Source organism: Olleya sp. R77988 (assembly GCF_044594215.1).
In the GTDB taxonomy this organism is placed as follows: domain Bacteria; phylum Bacteroidota; class Bacteroidia; order Flavobacteriales; family Flavobacteriaceae; genus Olleya.
Window position 1 is genome coordinate 1,686,036 of record NZ_CP138988.1, and the last position, 14,509, is coordinate 1,700,544.

Below are 14,509 nucleotides of genomic sequence, written 5' to 3' on the forward strand. Positions count from 1 at the left end.
TCTGAACATAAAGCATAAATATGGCTCAATTTTATAAGCTTAAAATTCAAAACATTTATAAAGAAACAGAAGATACTTCTGTTATAGACTTTCACGTTCCCTTAGAACTTGAAAGCGAATTTAAATTCCGTCAAGGTCAGCACTTAACACTTAAAGCAGATATTAATGGCGAAGATGTGCGTCGATCGTATTCTTTGTGTTCAAGTCCAGCAGATAACCAATGGAAAGTTGCAGTAAAGCAAATTCCAGGTGGTAAGTTTTCAACATATATAAACGAAAGTTTAAAAACTGGAGATACACTTGATGTAATGGCTCCAAGCGGAAACTTTGGAGTTCCCGTAAAACCAGATGCTTCAAAAAATTATCTATTTTTTGCAGCTGGAAGTGGGATTACTCCTGTGCTTTCCATGATAAAAGCACATTTGGCAGCAGAACCTAATACAACTTGCAAGTTGTTTTATGTAAATAAAACAGCAAAATCTATTATCTTTAAAGAGGAATTAGAACAGCTTCGTAACAAATACTTTGGTAAACTAGAAATCTACTATTTCTTAACAAAAGAAAGAAGAGATATAGAATTATTTAACGGAAGATTCGATGACGAGAAAATGAAAGTTTTAACCAAAACATTTATCGATATTCCAGATACAAGTGAAGTCTTTCTTTGCGGTCCAGAACAAATGGTAAACTATGTAAGTAGCTATTTAATAGAAGCAGGATTACCAAAAGAGTTAGTGCATTTCGAGCTTTTTGTAACAGGACTTTCGGAAGAAGATATAAAAAGAGCAGAACGACTAGCAAAACAAAATGTAGAAGGCATCGAAGTAACTATTGTAGATGGAGGAAAAGAATTTCTTTTCACTATGACTAAAGACTATGATAACATTCTAGACGCAGCATTAGGAGCTGGAGCAGATTTGCCTTTCGCATGTAAAGGAGGAGTTTGTAGCACTTGCAAATGTAGAGTGGTTGAAGGTTCCGTAGAAATGAAAATCAACTATGCTTTAGACGAAAAAGAAGTTGCTCAAAAATTAGTATTAAGTTGTCAATCTGTTCCAACAAGTGAAAAGGTTGTTGTCGATTTTGATGTATAAAAAATTAAACTCAAAACTATGAGTGAAGAACAAATAAAAAGTTTAGAAAAACAATTCGAAGCACGTATCGCAAGAGACGAGAAGATCGAACCAAAAGATTGGATGCCAGAAAAATATCGTAAAACGCATATTAGGCAAATGTCTCAACATGCACATTCTGAAATTGTTGGGATGTTACCAGAAGGAAACTGGATTACAAGAGCACCTTCATTACGTCGTAAAGTTGCCCTATTGGCTAAAGTGCAAGACGAAGCTGGACACGGATTATATTTATATTCCGCTTGCGAAACATTAGGAGTTTCACGAGTAGAGCTTTATGATCAATTACACTCTGGGAAAGCAAAATACTCATCAATATTCAACTACCCAACAGTAACTTGGGCAGATATGGGAGCAATTGGTTGGTTAGTAGATGGAGCAGCAATTATCAACCAAGTGCCACTTTGTAATACATCTTATGGACCATATGCTAGAGCAATGGTAAGAGTATGTAAAGAAGAAAGTTTTCATCAACGTCAAGGTTATGAAATCATGATAAAACTAGCTAACGGAACACCTGAGCAAAAGGAAATGGCACAAGATGCTTTAAACCGTTGGTGGTGGCCAAGTTTAATGATGTTAGGTCCTACAGATGCAGAATCCATACATACAGAGCAATCCATGAAATGGAAATTAAAACGTAAGTCTAACGATGATTTACGTCAGCAATTTATAGATCAAACAGTACCACAAGCCGAATTAATTGGGCTTACAATTCCTGATCCAGATTTAAAATGGAACGAAGAAAAAGGTGTTTACGATTTTGGAGAAATTAATTGGGATGAGTTCTGGCAAGTTGTAAAAGGTCATGGTCCATGTAATAAAGAAAGAATGAAAGCAAGAGTTAATGCATGGGAAGAAGGTGAATGGATAAGAGATGCAGCAATGGCTTATGCCGAAAAGAAACAAGCAAGAAAACAAAAACAAGCAATTTAAATTTCATCGTCAGTTCGAGTGAAATTGCTTTTTAGCAATTTTGTATCGAGAATAAGATGAAACAATACATATAAATTATGTCAAACAAAAAAAATTGGCCACTTTGGGAAGTCTTCGTAAGAAGTAAAAACGGATTAGAACACAGACACTGCGGAAGTTTACACGCAGCAGATGAAGAAATGGCTTTAGAAAATGCAAGAGATGTATACACAAGACGAAGTGAAGGTGTTAGCATTTGGGTTGTAGAATCTAAACACATAACAGCATCAAATCCTGATAATAATGGAGAAATGTTTGAACCAGCTCACGATAAAGTATATCGTCATCCAACATTTTACGATTTACCAGACGAAGTAAAACATATGTAATGAAAGAAAATTTATATAAATACATTCTAGGAATTGCAGATAACTCGCTAATCCTCGGTCAAAGACTAGGAGAACTAACAGGTCATGGACCAAGTCTAGAAACTGATATAGCTTGCACAAATATGTCATTAGATTTATTTGGTCAAGTGCGTAGTTATTATCAATATGCAGCTAAAGTTTCAGGAGATAAGAGAACCGAAGACGACATTGCAATGCTTCGTAAAGAAAGAGAATATGTAAATGTACTTTTGGTAGAACAACCAAATACAGATTTTGCATATACAATGGCACGTCAGTTTTTATTCGATGTATATCATTTGCTTTTTTTACAAGAATTACAGAAAAGTAAAGATTTAACGCTATCTGCAATTGCAAACAAATCTATAAAAGAAGTAAGCTACCATTTACGTTTTTCAACAGATTGGATAAAACGTTTAGGTGATGGAACAGAGGTAAGTCATCAAAAAATGCAAGATGCTATAGATGGGTTATGGACGTATACAGACGAGCTGTTTCATCAAACTGAAGCTGATAAAGCAATGGTTAAAGAAGGAATTGGTGTAGATGTTACCAAATTAAAAGAAGCGTATTACAACAAGGTAAATGCTATTTTAGAAGAATCTACTTTAAGTGTTCCTGAATCAAAATGGTTTCAAAAAGGAGGTAAAGAAGGTATTCATACAGAACATTTAGGATATTTATTAAGTGATTTGCAATACATGCAACGCACTTATCCTAATATGGAATGGTAACCAACTCCTTTGAAAAAAGAGATCTAGTAATAAGAAAATAAACGTCACTTCGAGTGATTTGTGAAGTATGAGCAGATTGTATCGAGAAGCAATAAAATAAGATTCCCGTTTTACGTGAAATAAATATGACAACAACAGAACAAAATATAGACGAAATCTTAATTCCAATTCTGGAACAAGTTTCTGATCCAGAAATTCCAGTATTATCCATTATGGATATGGGAGTTGTTCGTACTGCTGTTATAGAAAATGATATTGTAAAAGTGCAAATAACACCAACTTATAGTGGTTGTCCAGCTATGGATGTTATTGGAGATGATATTAAAAGTGCATTGAAAAATGCAGGATATAATTCAGAAATAGAATTAATCCTAGCTCCAGCTTGGACAACCGATTGGATTACACCAAGAGGTAGAAAAGCTTTAGAAGATTATGGTATTGCAGCACCTTTAAGTGCAGAAGCAGATATAAGTGTTTTGCTAGAAGGTAAACGTTTGGTAAAGTGTACCAATTGTGGTTCTAAAAACACAAGATTAGTAAGTCAGTTTGGATCAACAGCATGTAAAGCACAATTTCAGTGTGAGGATTGCCAAGAACCGTTTGACTATTTTAAATGTCTTAAATAGACAAATAATATAACAGGTATGAGTAATAATTCAATTCTATTAAAAATTGAAAACAAAGTAGCGTACATCACGCTCAATAGACCAGAAGTGTTTAATAGTTTCAATCGTGAAATGGCCTTTTTATTACATGACACATTAGATGCTTGTGAAAAAAACGATGAGGTAAGAGCAATAGTTTTAACAGGAAACGGAAAAGCTTTTTGTGCAGGTCAAGATTTAAAAGAAGTTACAGATCCAGATTTAAATCCTGGATTTAAAAAAATATTAGAAGAGCATTATAATCCAATAATTACACGTATTCGTTCTATCAAAAAACCAGTTATTGGTGCTATTAATGGAGTAGCAGCAGGAGCAGGAGCAAATATTGCTTTGGCTTGTGATGTTGTTGTTGCTCACGAAAAAGTAAGCTTCATTCAGGCATTTAGTTTGATAGGTTTAGTGCCAGATAGTGCTGGAACTTTCTTTTTACCAAGATTAATCGGATTTCAAAAAGCATTAGCATTAGCAATGTTAGGTGATAAAATTGGAGCTGAAGAAGCTGAAAAAATGGGAATGATTTATAAAATGATTCCTTTAGAAAGTTTTGAAGAAGAAGTAAACAAACTAGCTTTAAAAATGGCAAATATGCCAACTAAAGCTTTGGGTATGATTAAAGAATTATTCAATAAATCGATGACAAATGATTTAGATTCTCAATTAGCTTTAGAATCTAAATTACAAATTGAAGCTGCACAAAGTGAAGATTATGCGGAAGGAGTTGCTGCATTTATTGAAAAACGTAAACCAAACTTTAAAGGAAACTAAATGAACGTAGGAATCATAGGAAGTGGAACAATGGGAAGTGGCATCGCGCAAGTTGCTGCAACTTCTGGTTGTAAAGTAAAGTTATACGATACCAATCAAGCTGCTTTAGATAAAGCAAAAGCAAGTTTGGAGAAAATACTATTGCGTTTAATTGAAAAGGGAAGAATCAATACTTCTGAAAAAGATAGGATTCAATCTAATATTTCATATGTAAATAACCTAAAAGATTTAGCAGATTCAAACCTTACTATTGAAGCTATTATTGAAAACCTTGACATCAAGAAAAAAGTGTTTTCAGAATTAGAAAGCTATGTTGCAGATGATTGTATTATTGCATCAAACACATCCAGTTTATCTATAGCATCTATTGCAGCATCACTAAATAAACCAGAACGTTGTGTTGGAATTCACTTTTTTAATCCAGCACCTTTAATGAAACTGGTTGAGGTAATTCCAGCAATCCAAACATCAAATGAAGTTCTTGAAAAATCAATACAAACGATTAAAGACTGGAAAAAAGTAGTAGCAGTAGCTAAAGATACTCCAGGATTTATAGTAAACAGAGTTGCTAGACCATTTTACGGAGAATCATTAAGAATTTATGAAGAAGGATTAGCAGATTTTGCTACGATTGATCATAGTTTAAAAAGCATTGGGAAGTTTAGAATGGGACCATTCGAGCTTATGGATTTTATAGGAAACGATGTTAATTATACAGTAACCGAAACTGTTTTTACAGCCTTCTATTTCGACCCAAGATACAAACCAGCATTTACACAAAAACGTTTTGCAGAAGCAGGTTATTTAGGACGAAAATCTGGAAAAGGATACTATGATTATTCTGAAGGAGCTGTAAAACCAGAACCAAAAGAAGATGCAGTATTAGCGCAAACAATTTTTGATAGAGTGTTAGTAATGCTAATCAACGAAGCAGCAGATGCCTTGTTTTTAAACATCGCATCAGCAGAAGATATAGATAATGCAATGACCAAAGGTGTCAATTATCCAAAAGGATTATTGGCTTGGGCTGATGAGAAAAGTATCGATTGGTGTGTTTCAAAAATAGACGAATTGTATAACGAATATCACGAAGATAGATACAGATGTAGTCCATTATTACGTAAAATGAATAGAGAAAACAAAACGTTTTTTTAATATAACGTAAGTTCAAGTGAAATTGTTTTTTGCAATTTTATATCGAGGACAAAATAGAAACTATATGTCACTCTGAGCTTGTCGAAGAGTCTCAATAATAAAATAATAAAATTCCCGATTTTGTGGGAAATGAATATGAAAGGCGAACAAATTCCATATAAAATGCTTTCCCAAGATGCGTATAGTACTTGGCTAGGAATAGAAATTCTAGAATGCGAAATCGGACGATGCAAAGTCGGAATGACCATTAGAAAAGAAATGCTAAACAGCATGGATAAAGCACATGGAGGAATCAGTTATTCATTAGCAGATACAGCTTTCGGGTTTGCAGCAAACACACATGGTAAATATGCAGTTTCTATCGAAACAAGCATTAATCATATTGAAGCATTAAGCGAAGGTGATTATATAGTTGCAGAATCTGTAATAGAAACCGTTAAGAATAAATTAGGCTTCAATATTATTGAAGTAAAACGAGGAGAAGATATAGTAGCACTGTTCAAAGGTGTAGTTTATAGAACTCAAAAAGATTGGGAAGAATAGTACAGAATAGTGCAGAGTTAAAGGACTAACAAAATTAAAAAGTCAAGTCCCTATTTCAATTCATCGAATTGAACATTGAAATGCAGAAATAATGAACGAAGGAATGTAGATGCAAAGCGAAGCTTTAAGCACGTAATTCCGAAAGAGAATGTTGCTTTAGCAATTTCCTCATTTCAATATGATTTTTTGGTTCGTTTTGTATCAAGACAAAATGAATAGAAGAAAAGATATTAATAAAATTAGGATCCTGTTTTTATAGGAAGAAATAAAAGATATGAAAGAAGCATACATAATAGACGGAATTAGAACACCAATAGGAAATTACAAAGGCACATTATCTACTGTTCGTACAGACGATTTAGGAGCATTAGTAATTTCTGAAATTGTAAAACGTAATCCAAGTATTCCAAAAGAAGCTTATGACGATGTTATTATGGGTTGCGCAAACCAAGCTGGAGAAGATAATCGTAATGTAGCGAGAATGTCATCACTATTAGCTGGGTTGCCATTTACAGTTCCAGGCGAAACAGTAAACCGTTTATGTAGCTCAGGATTATCAGCAATTATTCACGCAAATCGCGCGATAAAAGCAGGAGATGGAGATGTGTTTATTTCTGGAGGCGTTGAAAATATGACACGTGGGCCATACGTAATGGCAAAACCATCAACCGCATTTGGAGGCGATTCTAAAATGTATGATTCTACTTTTGGGTGGCGTTTTATCAATCCGAAAATGCAAAAAATGTATGGCACAGACGGAATGGGAAACACTGCTGAAAATCTTGTTGAAAAGTATAATATCTCTAGAGAAGATCAAGATAAATTCGCATATTGGAGTCAAATGAAAGCGACTAAAGCGCAAGAAAACGGAAGGTTAGCAAAAGAAATAGTCACTGTTGAAATTCCACAACGTAAAAAAGATCCTATTCAATTTTCAAAAGATGAATTTGTAAAACCAACAACTTCTTTAGCTATTTTAGGAAAACTAAGAGCAGCATTTAAAAAAGAAGGTGGAAGCGTAACAGCAGGAAACTCTTCAGGATTAAACGATGGAGCAGCAGCAACAATTATAGCATCAGAAGATGCAGTAAAAAAATACAATCTAAAACCATTAGCACGAATAGTAAGTTCTGCAGTGGTTGGTGTCGAGCCTAGAATTATGGGAATTGGTCCAGTACAAGCATCTAATAAAGCATTAGAGAAAGCAGGTTTAACCATGGATGATATGGATGTGATTGAGTTAAATGAAGCATTCGCTGCACAAGCTTTAGCATGTACTAGAGCTTGGGGATTAGCAGATAACGATCCAAGACTTAACCCAAATGGAGGATCAATTGCTATAGGTCATCCATTAGGTGTTACTGGAGCAAGAGTTGCATATTCTGCAGCTTTAGAGTTACAGGAACAAAATAAAAAATATGCATTAATTACGATGTGTATTGGAGTTGGACAAGGCTATGCCGCAATTATAGAACGCGTATAACATGAAAAAAATACAACACTACGTCCAAGGACAATGGACCACAGGTAAAGAAGAAGGAACACCAATTTTAGATGCTGTAACTGGCGAAGCTTTTACAAGTGTTGCTATTGAAGGTTTAGACGTTCCAGAAATTCTTAACTACGGACGAACAAAAGGAGGAGAAGTCCTTCGTAAAATGACCTTTCAAGAGCGTGGAAACATGCTTAAAAAATTAGCATTGTATTTGACCAAAAGAAAAGATGCTTTTTACGACTTAAGTTATAGAACTGGAGCAACAAAAGTAGATAGTTGGATAGATATTGAAGGTGGTTTTGGAAACTTATTCGCTAATGCGTCATTACGTAAATTATTCCCAAATCAATCCTATCACGTAGAAGGTGATGCTATCGATTTATCTCGTGGTGGACGTTTTATGGCACATCATATTATGGTGCCTAAAAAAGGCGTTGCAGTTCATATTAACGCATTTAATTTCCCGGTTTGGGGAATGTTAGAAAAGTGTGCAGTAAACTGGATGGCTGGAGTTCCTGCTGTAGTTTTACCAGCACCTTCATCATCTTATTTAGCTGAGGCTGTAGCCAAAGAAATAATCGCTTCAGGAATATTACCAGAAGGCGCATTACAAATTATAAACGGAACTGTAAAAACCATTTTAGATACTGTAGAGTCTCAAGATGTAGTCACTTTTACTGGTTCAGCAAAAATAGGACGCTTATTAAAAGCGCATCCGCAACTTATTCAAGAATCTGTACCATTTACAATGGAAGCCGATTCTTTAAACGCATCCATCTTAGGAGAAGATGCAGTTCCTGGAACACCAGAATTTGACTTGTTTATTAAAGAAGTCAGAAAAGAAATGACAGTTAAAGCAGGACAAAAATGTACTGCAATACGTAGAATCATAGTTCCAGAAAAGCTAGTAGAAGATGTGCAAACTGCATTATCAAATGCATTAGATAAAGTTACCATTGGAGATCCAAGACTAAAAGAAGTTAGAATGGGATCGTTGGTAAGTCTTCAACAAGTGCAAGCCGTTAGAGATTCGGTTAACGATTTATCTAAAGAAGCACAAATTGTTTATGGTAGTTTAGACGAAATTAATACCATTGGAGCAGATGCTAAAAAAGGAGCTTTTATTAGTCCAATTTTATTAAGATCAGATAATCCATTTCAAAATACAGTCATTCACGAACGTGAAGCATTTGGTCCAGTAAGTACCATAATGCCTTATAAAAACTTAGATGAAGCCATTACTTTGGCGCAAATGGGTAAAGGGTCGTTAGTGTCTTCCATTGCAACAAATGACGACAAGATTGCTAAAGAATATGTGGTAAATGCGGCAAGTCATCATGGACGTATTATGGTTATTAATCGTGATATGGCTAAAGAAAGTACTGGTCATGGTTCGCCATTACCATATTTAGTTCATGGTGGTCCAGGACGTGCTGGAGGTGGAGAAGAAATGGGAGGAATTCGTGGTATAAAGCATTATTTACAACGTACAGCTATTCAAGGTTCGCCAACAACAATTACAGAGATTACAGGTATTTACCAGCAAAACGCAAACTATAAGGAAGCAGAAATGCATCCATTTAAATACCATTGGGAAGACATTCAACCAGGAATGTCTATGAAAACCCACAAGCGTACATTTACAGATACAGATATTATCAATTTTGCAAATGTCACTTGGGATCATTTCTATGCACATACAGATATTACCTCTTTAGAAGGCAGTATTTTCGAACAAAGAACTGCTCATGGTTATTTCATTATTTCAGCTGCAGCAGGATTATTTGTATATCCAAATAAAGGTTCAGTGTCTGCAAATTATGGATTAGAAGAATGCAGATTTTTAAGACCATTATATCATAACGATACTATTTATGTACGTTTAACATGTAAGCAAAAAGTAGATAGAGATGTCGCTTCTGCTGAACATCCAAGCGGAATAGTAAAATGGTACGCAGAAATTTTTGATGCCAATACTGATGAGAAAGTAGCATTTGCAACTGTCTTGACAATGGTTCAGAAAAAGCAAGAGGTTTTTACTGAAATGACTGAAGATAAAATCAACGAATGTCTTTCTGCATTAAAAGAAGATACAAAACCAGAATGGGGAATTATGACGCCTCAACATATGGTTGAACATTTAGAATACACGTATAAAATCGCTTCGGGAGAAATTCAGGATTTTGAAATTGCAACACCAGAAAAGATTTTAGAAAAAGTGAAGAATAGTCTTTGGAATTATGATAAGTTTCCGAAAAACTCTAAATTTCCTTCATTAGAAAAAGATACTTTAGATGAATTAAAACATGCTGATTTGGTAACAGCTATTTCAAAATTTAAAGAGCAAAGAGAAACGTATTTAGAGTATTTTAAAGAAAATCCAAAAGCAACATTAAGCAATATGGTTTTCGGAGAGTTGAATAAATATGAATGGTATTTGTTGGAACGAAAGCATTTGAATCATCACTTCGAACAATTCGGATTATTAGGCTAAATGAAACATTTATTTGAAGAGAAATTTAATGAACCAATTGGTCTGAAAATAGAATATTTCAGTTTTCTTTTTTCTATAAAAGAAAACGCAAAAGAACCAATACTTGCTTGGATGAAAACTAGTGATTCGATTTGGCATAGATTTTTTATTGATGCTTGGATGCCACATTGGAACGCAACTAATACTGAAGAGTCTAAAGAATATTATGAAACTGAAATTATTGAAGATTATATAAAAGAGGAATTAGAGGACTATCAAAGTGAAGATGGAGATAAATGGGAAGAAGTAAATATATTAGAAGCGTTCGATTTAATAAATAAAAAAATAATTAATGCTGAATCAAAACATATTGAATTAAATGGGTTTTGGTGTACACAATTAAACATAGAGATAGAAAACAATAACGAGATTATTTTAAACGATTATTGTGATGAAAAAGAGAGTGAATTAATAATTAACGGAATTAAATTATAAATTACAATATGAGCGACCCATACGTTAAAATAAACATAGAAAACGAAGTAGGATACATAGAATTTTTCCATCCTGCACACAACTCGTTACCAAGTGATGTATTAGCAGAATTAGCCCAAACCATAACAAACGCAGGAACAAACGACACGATAAAAGTAATCGTGCTTAAAAGCGGAAAAGACAGAACCTTTTGTGCTGGAGCAAGTTTCAAAGAATTAATAAATATCAATGATGAAGCAACCGGAAAAATATTCTTTTCAGGATTTGCAAATGTGATTAATGCGATGCGTAAATGTCCAAAATTTATTATTGGTCGTGTACAAGGAAAAACCGTTGGTGGTGGCGTTGGATTAGCAGCTTCAACAGATTATTGTATGGCTTCAAAATACGCAGCAATTAAGTTAAGCGAACTAAATATTGGTATTGGTCCATTCGTAGTTGGACCAGCAATAGAACGTAAAATTGGATTAAGTGGCATGTCGCAAATAGCAATAGACGCAAACACATTTTATCCAGCAGAATGGGCAAAACAAAAAGGCTTATTTACACATGTTTACGAAAGTAATGAAGTGCTTGACGAAGCTGTAAAAACAACAGCAGAGCATTTATGTACTTATAATACTGATGCCATGCGAGAAATGAAAAAAGTCTTCTGGCAAGGTACAGATCATTGGGATGATTTATTGGCAGAACGTGCTGCCATTAGTGGACGTTTGGTGCTTTCAGAATTCACAAAAGAGAAACTAAAAAGTTTTAAATAAATGTTTAATTATAATGATAAAAAATTTAAAGCTGTAAAGAACACTGTAAATGGTGAGACTTCAGACGAAACTATTTTTCATTATAAACAAGCAAAAAATATAGTAACAGCTAGATATTCTGGAGGTAAAATTATGGAAGGACATCTTATAGGATTAGTTTCAAAAGATGGAGAAATAAATATGAGATACCATCAAGTTAATGTTGAAGGAGAATTAATGACTGGAAAATGTAAATCCATTCCAGAAGTGTTAGCTAGTGGAAAGATCAGATTACACGAAGAATGGCAATGGACATCTGGCGATAAAAGTAAAGGAAGGTCAATAATAGAAGAATTATAATATGATTTACAGTTTTAAAGGCTACACACCAGTTGTTCACGAATCTAGTTTCGTACATCCTTTGGCTGCAGTTACAGGAAACGTAATTATTGGTAAAAACTGTTACATTGGTCCAGGAGCAGCAATTCGTGGAGATTGGGGACAAATTATTTTAGAAGATGGTGTAAACGTACAAGAAAATTGTACAGTGCATATGTTTCCTGGGAAATCAATAACACTTAAAGAAAGTGCGCATGTTGGTCATGGAGCCATTATTCATGGCGCAAATTTAGGTCGTAATTGTTTAATTGGTATGAACTCCGTAATCATGGATGATGCCGAAATTGGAGATGAATCTATAGTTGGAGCTATGACATTTGTAAAAGCTGAAACTATAATTCCTAAACGTAGTTTAGTAGTTGGAAATCCAGCAAAAGTAATCAAGCAAGTAAGTGACGAGATGATTGCTTGGAAAACAAAGGGTACTCAGTTATACCAACAATTACCAGCAGATTGCCACGAAACACTTAAAGAAGTTGAACCACTTAGAGAAGTGCCTAAAGATTTGTCAACTCAAGAAGAAGCTTATAAAACGTTGAGAGATACGTTTAAAAAGTAGTTAAATTCTACTCAAATCCACCTCATTAGTTTCCTTTCCTGTAGACAACGTAATCAAACTTTGCACATTCCCTAAATAAGGCAACAACGTTAATTTCGAAATAATAAACGTTTCATAAGCCTCAATATCTTCAACCACAAGTTTTAATAAATAATCAAAGTTTCCACTTACTCTGTGACATTCAATCACTTCAGGGAAGCTATTAATTTGAGTCACAAATTTTTCCAAATAACTACGTGTGTGACCTTGTAACGTGATACCAATAAAAACGGTTTGTTTCAAGCCAATCTTCTTGTTGTTTAAAACCGCAACATACTTTTTAATATAGCCTTGTTTCTCTAGTTTTTTTATGCGCTCAAACACAGGAGTTGTTGTCATTCCTAATTCCTCAGCAATGCTTTTAGTGGTTCTATTGCTATTCTGTTGCAGTAAGGAGAGAATTTTTGTGTCTATTTTATCAAGATTGTGTGCCATAGAAAATTGTAATTAATAAGGCTGTAAATTTACATAAAAAAGAATTAAAAACTTAATTCATCAAACAAATTAGAATAGTATTCTGTATTTTATTTAAATGAAAGATTTTAACATATTTAAATTTAATTATTAATTAACTTTCATTCTTTAAAATCAAAAAATTTGGCAGAATTTCAACTTAAGATGCCCAAAATGGGTGAAAGTATTACAGAAGGAACCATTATTAATTGGTTAATTTCTGAAGGAGATAGTTTTGAAGAAGGCGACATCATTCTAGAAGTTGCAACAGATAAAGTAGATAATGAAGTGCCAGCTCCAGCTTCTGGAACACTAGTTAAAACGTTATTTGGCGCAAAAGATGTTGTTCCAGTTGGACAAGTTATGGCAATTCTTAATCTTTCAGAGGAAGAAAAACCTTCAAAAAATAAGGTTGTCACGTCGAGCGCAGTCGAGACGTCTCAAAAGAAGAAAAGTTTAAAAAAGAAACAATCTGTAACATCGAGCGCATTCGAGATGTCTCAACCAAATTCATTTTCAGTTTCAAATTCAAACACATTCTTTTCGCCATTAATTATAAAAATAGCACAAGAGCATCATATCAGTTTTGAAGAATTAGCACGAATTCCGGCAACAGGAAATGAAGGCAGATTACGAAAAAGTGATGTGTTTCAGTATATAGAAGAAGGACGACCATTTAAGTTCGCGCAAACAGTTGCGCAACAAGATCCAACAGCATATTGTATTCCACAATTAAAATTCGATAAAGGGAAAGGGAAAGTCATCGAAATGGACCGCATGCGTCAAATGATTGCAGATCATATGGTGTATTCAAAACATACGTCACCACATGTTACTGCTTACGTTGAAGCCGATTTGACAAACATGGTAAATTGGCGAAATACAAACAAAGTTGCCTTTCAAGAAAAACATGGAGAACGCTTAACATTCACACCTTTGTTTGTGGAAGCAGTAGCAAAAGCAGTTAAAGATTTTCCGAATATAAATGCGTCTGTCGATGGAAATAACATTATCGTAAAAGAAGACATAAACATTGGAATGGCAACAGCATTACCAAGCGGAAATTTAATTGTTCCAGTAGTGAAAAATGCTGATACTAAGGATTTAAAAACAATTGCAGCTAACGTAAATGAACTCTCAGGAAAAGCAAGAAAAAACAAGCTAGCTGGTGATGATATTAAAGGAAGTACATTCACTATTTCTAACGTTGGAACGTTTGGAAGTGTAATGGGAACACCAATTATCAATCAACCAGAAGTTGCCATTTTAGCATTAGGAATTATTAAAAAAAGACCAGAAGTTATAGAAACCGAAAATGGCGATGAAATCGCGATACGAAGTATGATGTATTTATCATTATCATTCGATCATCGTGTTGTTGATGGCTTTTTAGGAGGTTCGTTTGTAAGACGCGTAGCAGATTATTTCGAGCAGTTCGATTCTAATAGAAAAATATAAGTAACGTCACTTCGAGTGATTTGTGAAGTATGAGCAAATTGTATCGAGAAGCAATAAAAGTTCTCGACACTAAATTTCAGA

16 protein-coding genes are annotated in these 14,509 nt (G+C 34.2%); 15 read left to right on the forward strand and 1 reads right to left on the reverse strand.

The genetic code is table 11. The annotated features are described in order from the left end of the window. Positions 1 to 20: 20 nt before the first annotated feature. From SJY17_RS07485 to SJY17_RS07550, 14 genes are all read left to right on the forward strand, one after another. On the forward strand, positions 21 to 1,094 hold the full coding sequence (locus SJY17_RS07485; protein WP_397361940.1) for an FAD-binding oxidoreductase: 1,074 nt from the start codon (positions 21 to 23) through the stop codon (positions 1,092 to 1,094). Between the two features lie 18 nt (positions 1,095 to 1,112). Continuing rightward, positions 1,113 to 2,069, forward strand: a complete 957-nt coding sequence (gene paaA / locus SJY17_RS07490) for a 1,2-phenylacetyl-CoA epoxidase subunit PaaA (RefSeq protein ID WP_397361941.1) — start codon at positions 1,113 to 1,115, stop codon at positions 2,067 to 2,069. 77 nt (positions 2,070 to 2,146) lie between these two features. Then, positions 2,147 to 2,437: a 1,2-phenylacetyl-CoA epoxidase subunit PaaB gene (gene paaB / locus SJY17_RS07495; RefSeq protein ID WP_397361942.1), complete on the forward strand. Its 291-nt coding sequence runs from the start codon at positions 2,147 to 2,149 to the stop codon at positions 2,435 to 2,437. Further along, positions 2,437 to 3,189, forward strand: a complete 753-nt coding sequence (paaC, locus tag SJY17_RS07500) for a 1,2-phenylacetyl-CoA epoxidase subunit PaaC (protein ID WP_397361943.1) — start codon at positions 2,437 to 2,439, stop codon at positions 3,187 to 3,189. The genes paaB and paaC overlap by 1 nt, the downstream gene beginning before the upstream one ends. A 125-nt stretch (positions 3,190 to 3,314) precedes the next feature. Continuing rightward, positions 3,315 to 3,815, forward strand: a complete 501-nt coding sequence (paaD, locus tag SJY17_RS07505) for a 1,2-phenylacetyl-CoA epoxidase subunit PaaD (RefSeq protein WP_397361944.1) — start codon at positions 3,315 to 3,317, stop codon at positions 3,813 to 3,815. Between the two features lie 18 nt (positions 3,816 to 3,833). Continuing rightward, the gene (locus SJY17_RS07510; protein WP_397361946.1) at positions 3,834 to 4,619 is read left to right on the forward strand and encodes an enoyl-CoA hydratase-related protein; all 786 of its coding nucleotides are present in this window, start codon (positions 3,834 to 3,836) and stop codon (positions 4,617 to 4,619) included. Next, positions 4,620 to 5,774: a 3-hydroxyacyl-CoA dehydrogenase NAD-binding domain-containing protein gene (locus tag SJY17_RS07515; RefSeq protein WP_397361947.1), complete on the forward strand. Its 1,155-nt coding sequence runs from the start codon at positions 4,620 to 4,622 to the stop codon at positions 5,772 to 5,774. A 135-nt stretch (positions 5,775 to 5,909) separates the two neighbouring features. Beyond that, positions 5,910 to 6,317, forward strand: a complete 408-nt coding sequence (locus SJY17_RS07520; protein ID WP_397361948.1) for a hotdog fold thioesterase — start codon at positions 5,910 to 5,912, stop codon at positions 6,315 to 6,317. Positions 6,318 to 6,591: 274 nt separating this feature from the next. Further along, positions 6,592 to 7,800 (forward strand): 3-oxoadipyl-CoA thiolase, encoded by a 1,209-nt coding sequence (gene pcaF / locus SJY17_RS07525; protein WP_397361949.1) that lies wholly within the window; start codon positions 6,592 to 6,594, stop codon positions 7,798 to 7,800. Position 7,801: 1 nt separating this feature from the next. After that, positions 7,802 to 10,306, forward strand: coding sequence for a phenylacetic acid degradation bifunctional protein PaaZ (gene paaZ, locus SJY17_RS07530; protein WP_397361950.1), 2,505 nt, complete (start codon positions 7,802 to 7,804; stop codon positions 10,304 to 10,306). Further along, a complete protein-coding gene (locus SJY17_RS07535) occupies positions 10,307 to 10,780 on the forward strand; it encodes a hypothetical protein (protein WP_397361951.1) in 474 nt (157 codons plus the stop codon). Positions 10,781 to 10,788: 8 nt separating this feature from the next. Continuing rightward, entirely contained in the window at positions 10,789 to 11,541 is a 753-nt protein-coding gene (locus tag SJY17_RS07540; RefSeq protein WP_397361952.1) for an enoyl-CoA hydratase/isomerase family protein, read from the forward strand. After that, on the forward strand, positions 11,542 to 11,880 hold the full coding sequence (locus SJY17_RS07545) for a n-acetylglutamate synthase (RefSeq protein WP_397361953.1): 339 nt from the start codon (positions 11,542 to 11,544) through the stop codon (positions 11,878 to 11,880). A 1-nt stretch (position 11,881) separates the two neighbouring features. Further along, positions 11,882 to 12,478, forward strand: a complete 597-nt coding sequence (locus tag SJY17_RS07550) for a transferase hexapeptide repeat family protein (RefSeq protein ID WP_397361954.1) — start codon at positions 11,882 to 11,884, stop codon at positions 12,476 to 12,478. Here the strand turns inward: SJY17_RS07550 and SJY17_RS07555 are convergent, their stop codons facing one another. Next, positions 12,479 to 12,952 (reverse strand): Lrp/AsnC family transcriptional regulator, encoded by a 474-nt coding sequence (locus SJY17_RS07555; protein WP_397361955.1) that lies wholly within the window; start codon positions 12,950 to 12,952, stop codon positions 12,479 to 12,481. A 183-nt stretch (positions 12,953 to 13,135) separates the two neighbouring features. On the opposite strand from SJY17_RS07555, the gene SJY17_RS07560 reads away from it, so the two are divergent. Further along, positions 13,136 to 14,428, forward strand: a complete 1,293-nt coding sequence (locus SJY17_RS07560) for a dihydrolipoamide acetyltransferase family protein (protein WP_397364867.1) — start codon at positions 13,136 to 13,138, stop codon at positions 14,426 to 14,428. Positions 14,429 to 14,509 lie beyond the last annotated feature (81 nt).

What these genes read in the sequence shown, in the direction of transcription:
- SJY17_RS07485 (WP_397361940.1), top strand. Translation starts at nt 21, where the DNA reads ATGGCTCAATTTTATAAGCTTAAAATTCAAAACATTTATAAAGAAACA.
- paaA (WP_397361941.1), top strand. Translation starts at nt 1,113, where the DNA reads ATGAGTGAAGAACAAATAAAAAGTTTAGAAAAACAATTCGAAGCACGT.
- paaB (WP_397361942.1), top strand. Translation starts at nt 2,147, where the DNA reads ATGTCAAACAAAAAAAATTGGCCACTTTGGGAAGTCTTCGTAAGAAGT.
- paaC (WP_397361943.1), top strand. Translation starts at nt 2,437, where the DNA reads ATGAAAGAAAATTTATATAAATACATTCTAGGAATTGCAGATAACTCG.
- paaD (WP_397361944.1), top strand. Translation starts at nt 3,315, where the DNA reads ATGACAACAACAGAACAAAATATAGACGAAATCTTAATTCCAATTCTG.
- SJY17_RS07510 (WP_397361946.1), top strand. Translation starts at nt 3,834, where the DNA reads ATGAGTAATAATTCAATTCTATTAAAAATTGAAAACAAAGTAGCGTAC.
- SJY17_RS07515 (WP_397361947.1), top strand. Translation starts at nt 4,620, where the DNA reads ATGAACGTAGGAATCATAGGAAGTGGAACAATGGGAAGTGGCATCGCG.
- SJY17_RS07520 (WP_397361948.1), top strand. Translation starts at nt 5,910, where the DNA reads ATGAAAGGCGAACAAATTCCATATAAAATGCTTTCCCAAGATGCGTAT.
- pcaF (WP_397361949.1), top strand. Translation starts at nt 6,592, where the DNA reads ATGAAAGAAGCATACATAATAGACGGAATTAGAACACCAATAGGAAAT.
- paaZ (WP_397361950.1), top strand. Translation starts at nt 7,802, where the DNA reads ATGAAAAAAATACAACACTACGTCCAAGGACAATGGACCACAGGTAAA.
- SJY17_RS07535 (WP_397361951.1), top strand. Translation starts at nt 10,307, where the DNA reads ATGAAACATTTATTTGAAGAGAAATTTAATGAACCAATTGGTCTGAAA.
- SJY17_RS07540 (WP_397361952.1), top strand. Translation starts at nt 10,789, where the DNA reads ATGAGCGACCCATACGTTAAAATAAACATAGAAAACGAAGTAGGATAC.
- SJY17_RS07545 (WP_397361953.1), top strand. Translation starts at nt 11,542, where the DNA reads ATGTTTAATTATAATGATAAAAAATTTAAAGCTGTAAAGAACACTGTA.
- SJY17_RS07550 (WP_397361954.1), top strand. Translation starts at nt 11,882, where the DNA reads ATGATTTACAGTTTTAAAGGCTACACACCAGTTGTTCACGAATCTAGT.
- SJY17_RS07555 (WP_397361955.1), bottom strand. Translation starts at nt 12,952, where the DNA reads ATGGCACACAATCTTGATAAAATAGACACAAAAATTCTCTCCTTACTG.
- SJY17_RS07560 (WP_397364867.1), top strand. Translation starts at nt 13,136, where the DNA reads ATGCCCAAAATGGGTGAAAGTATTACAGAAGGAACCATTATTAATTGG.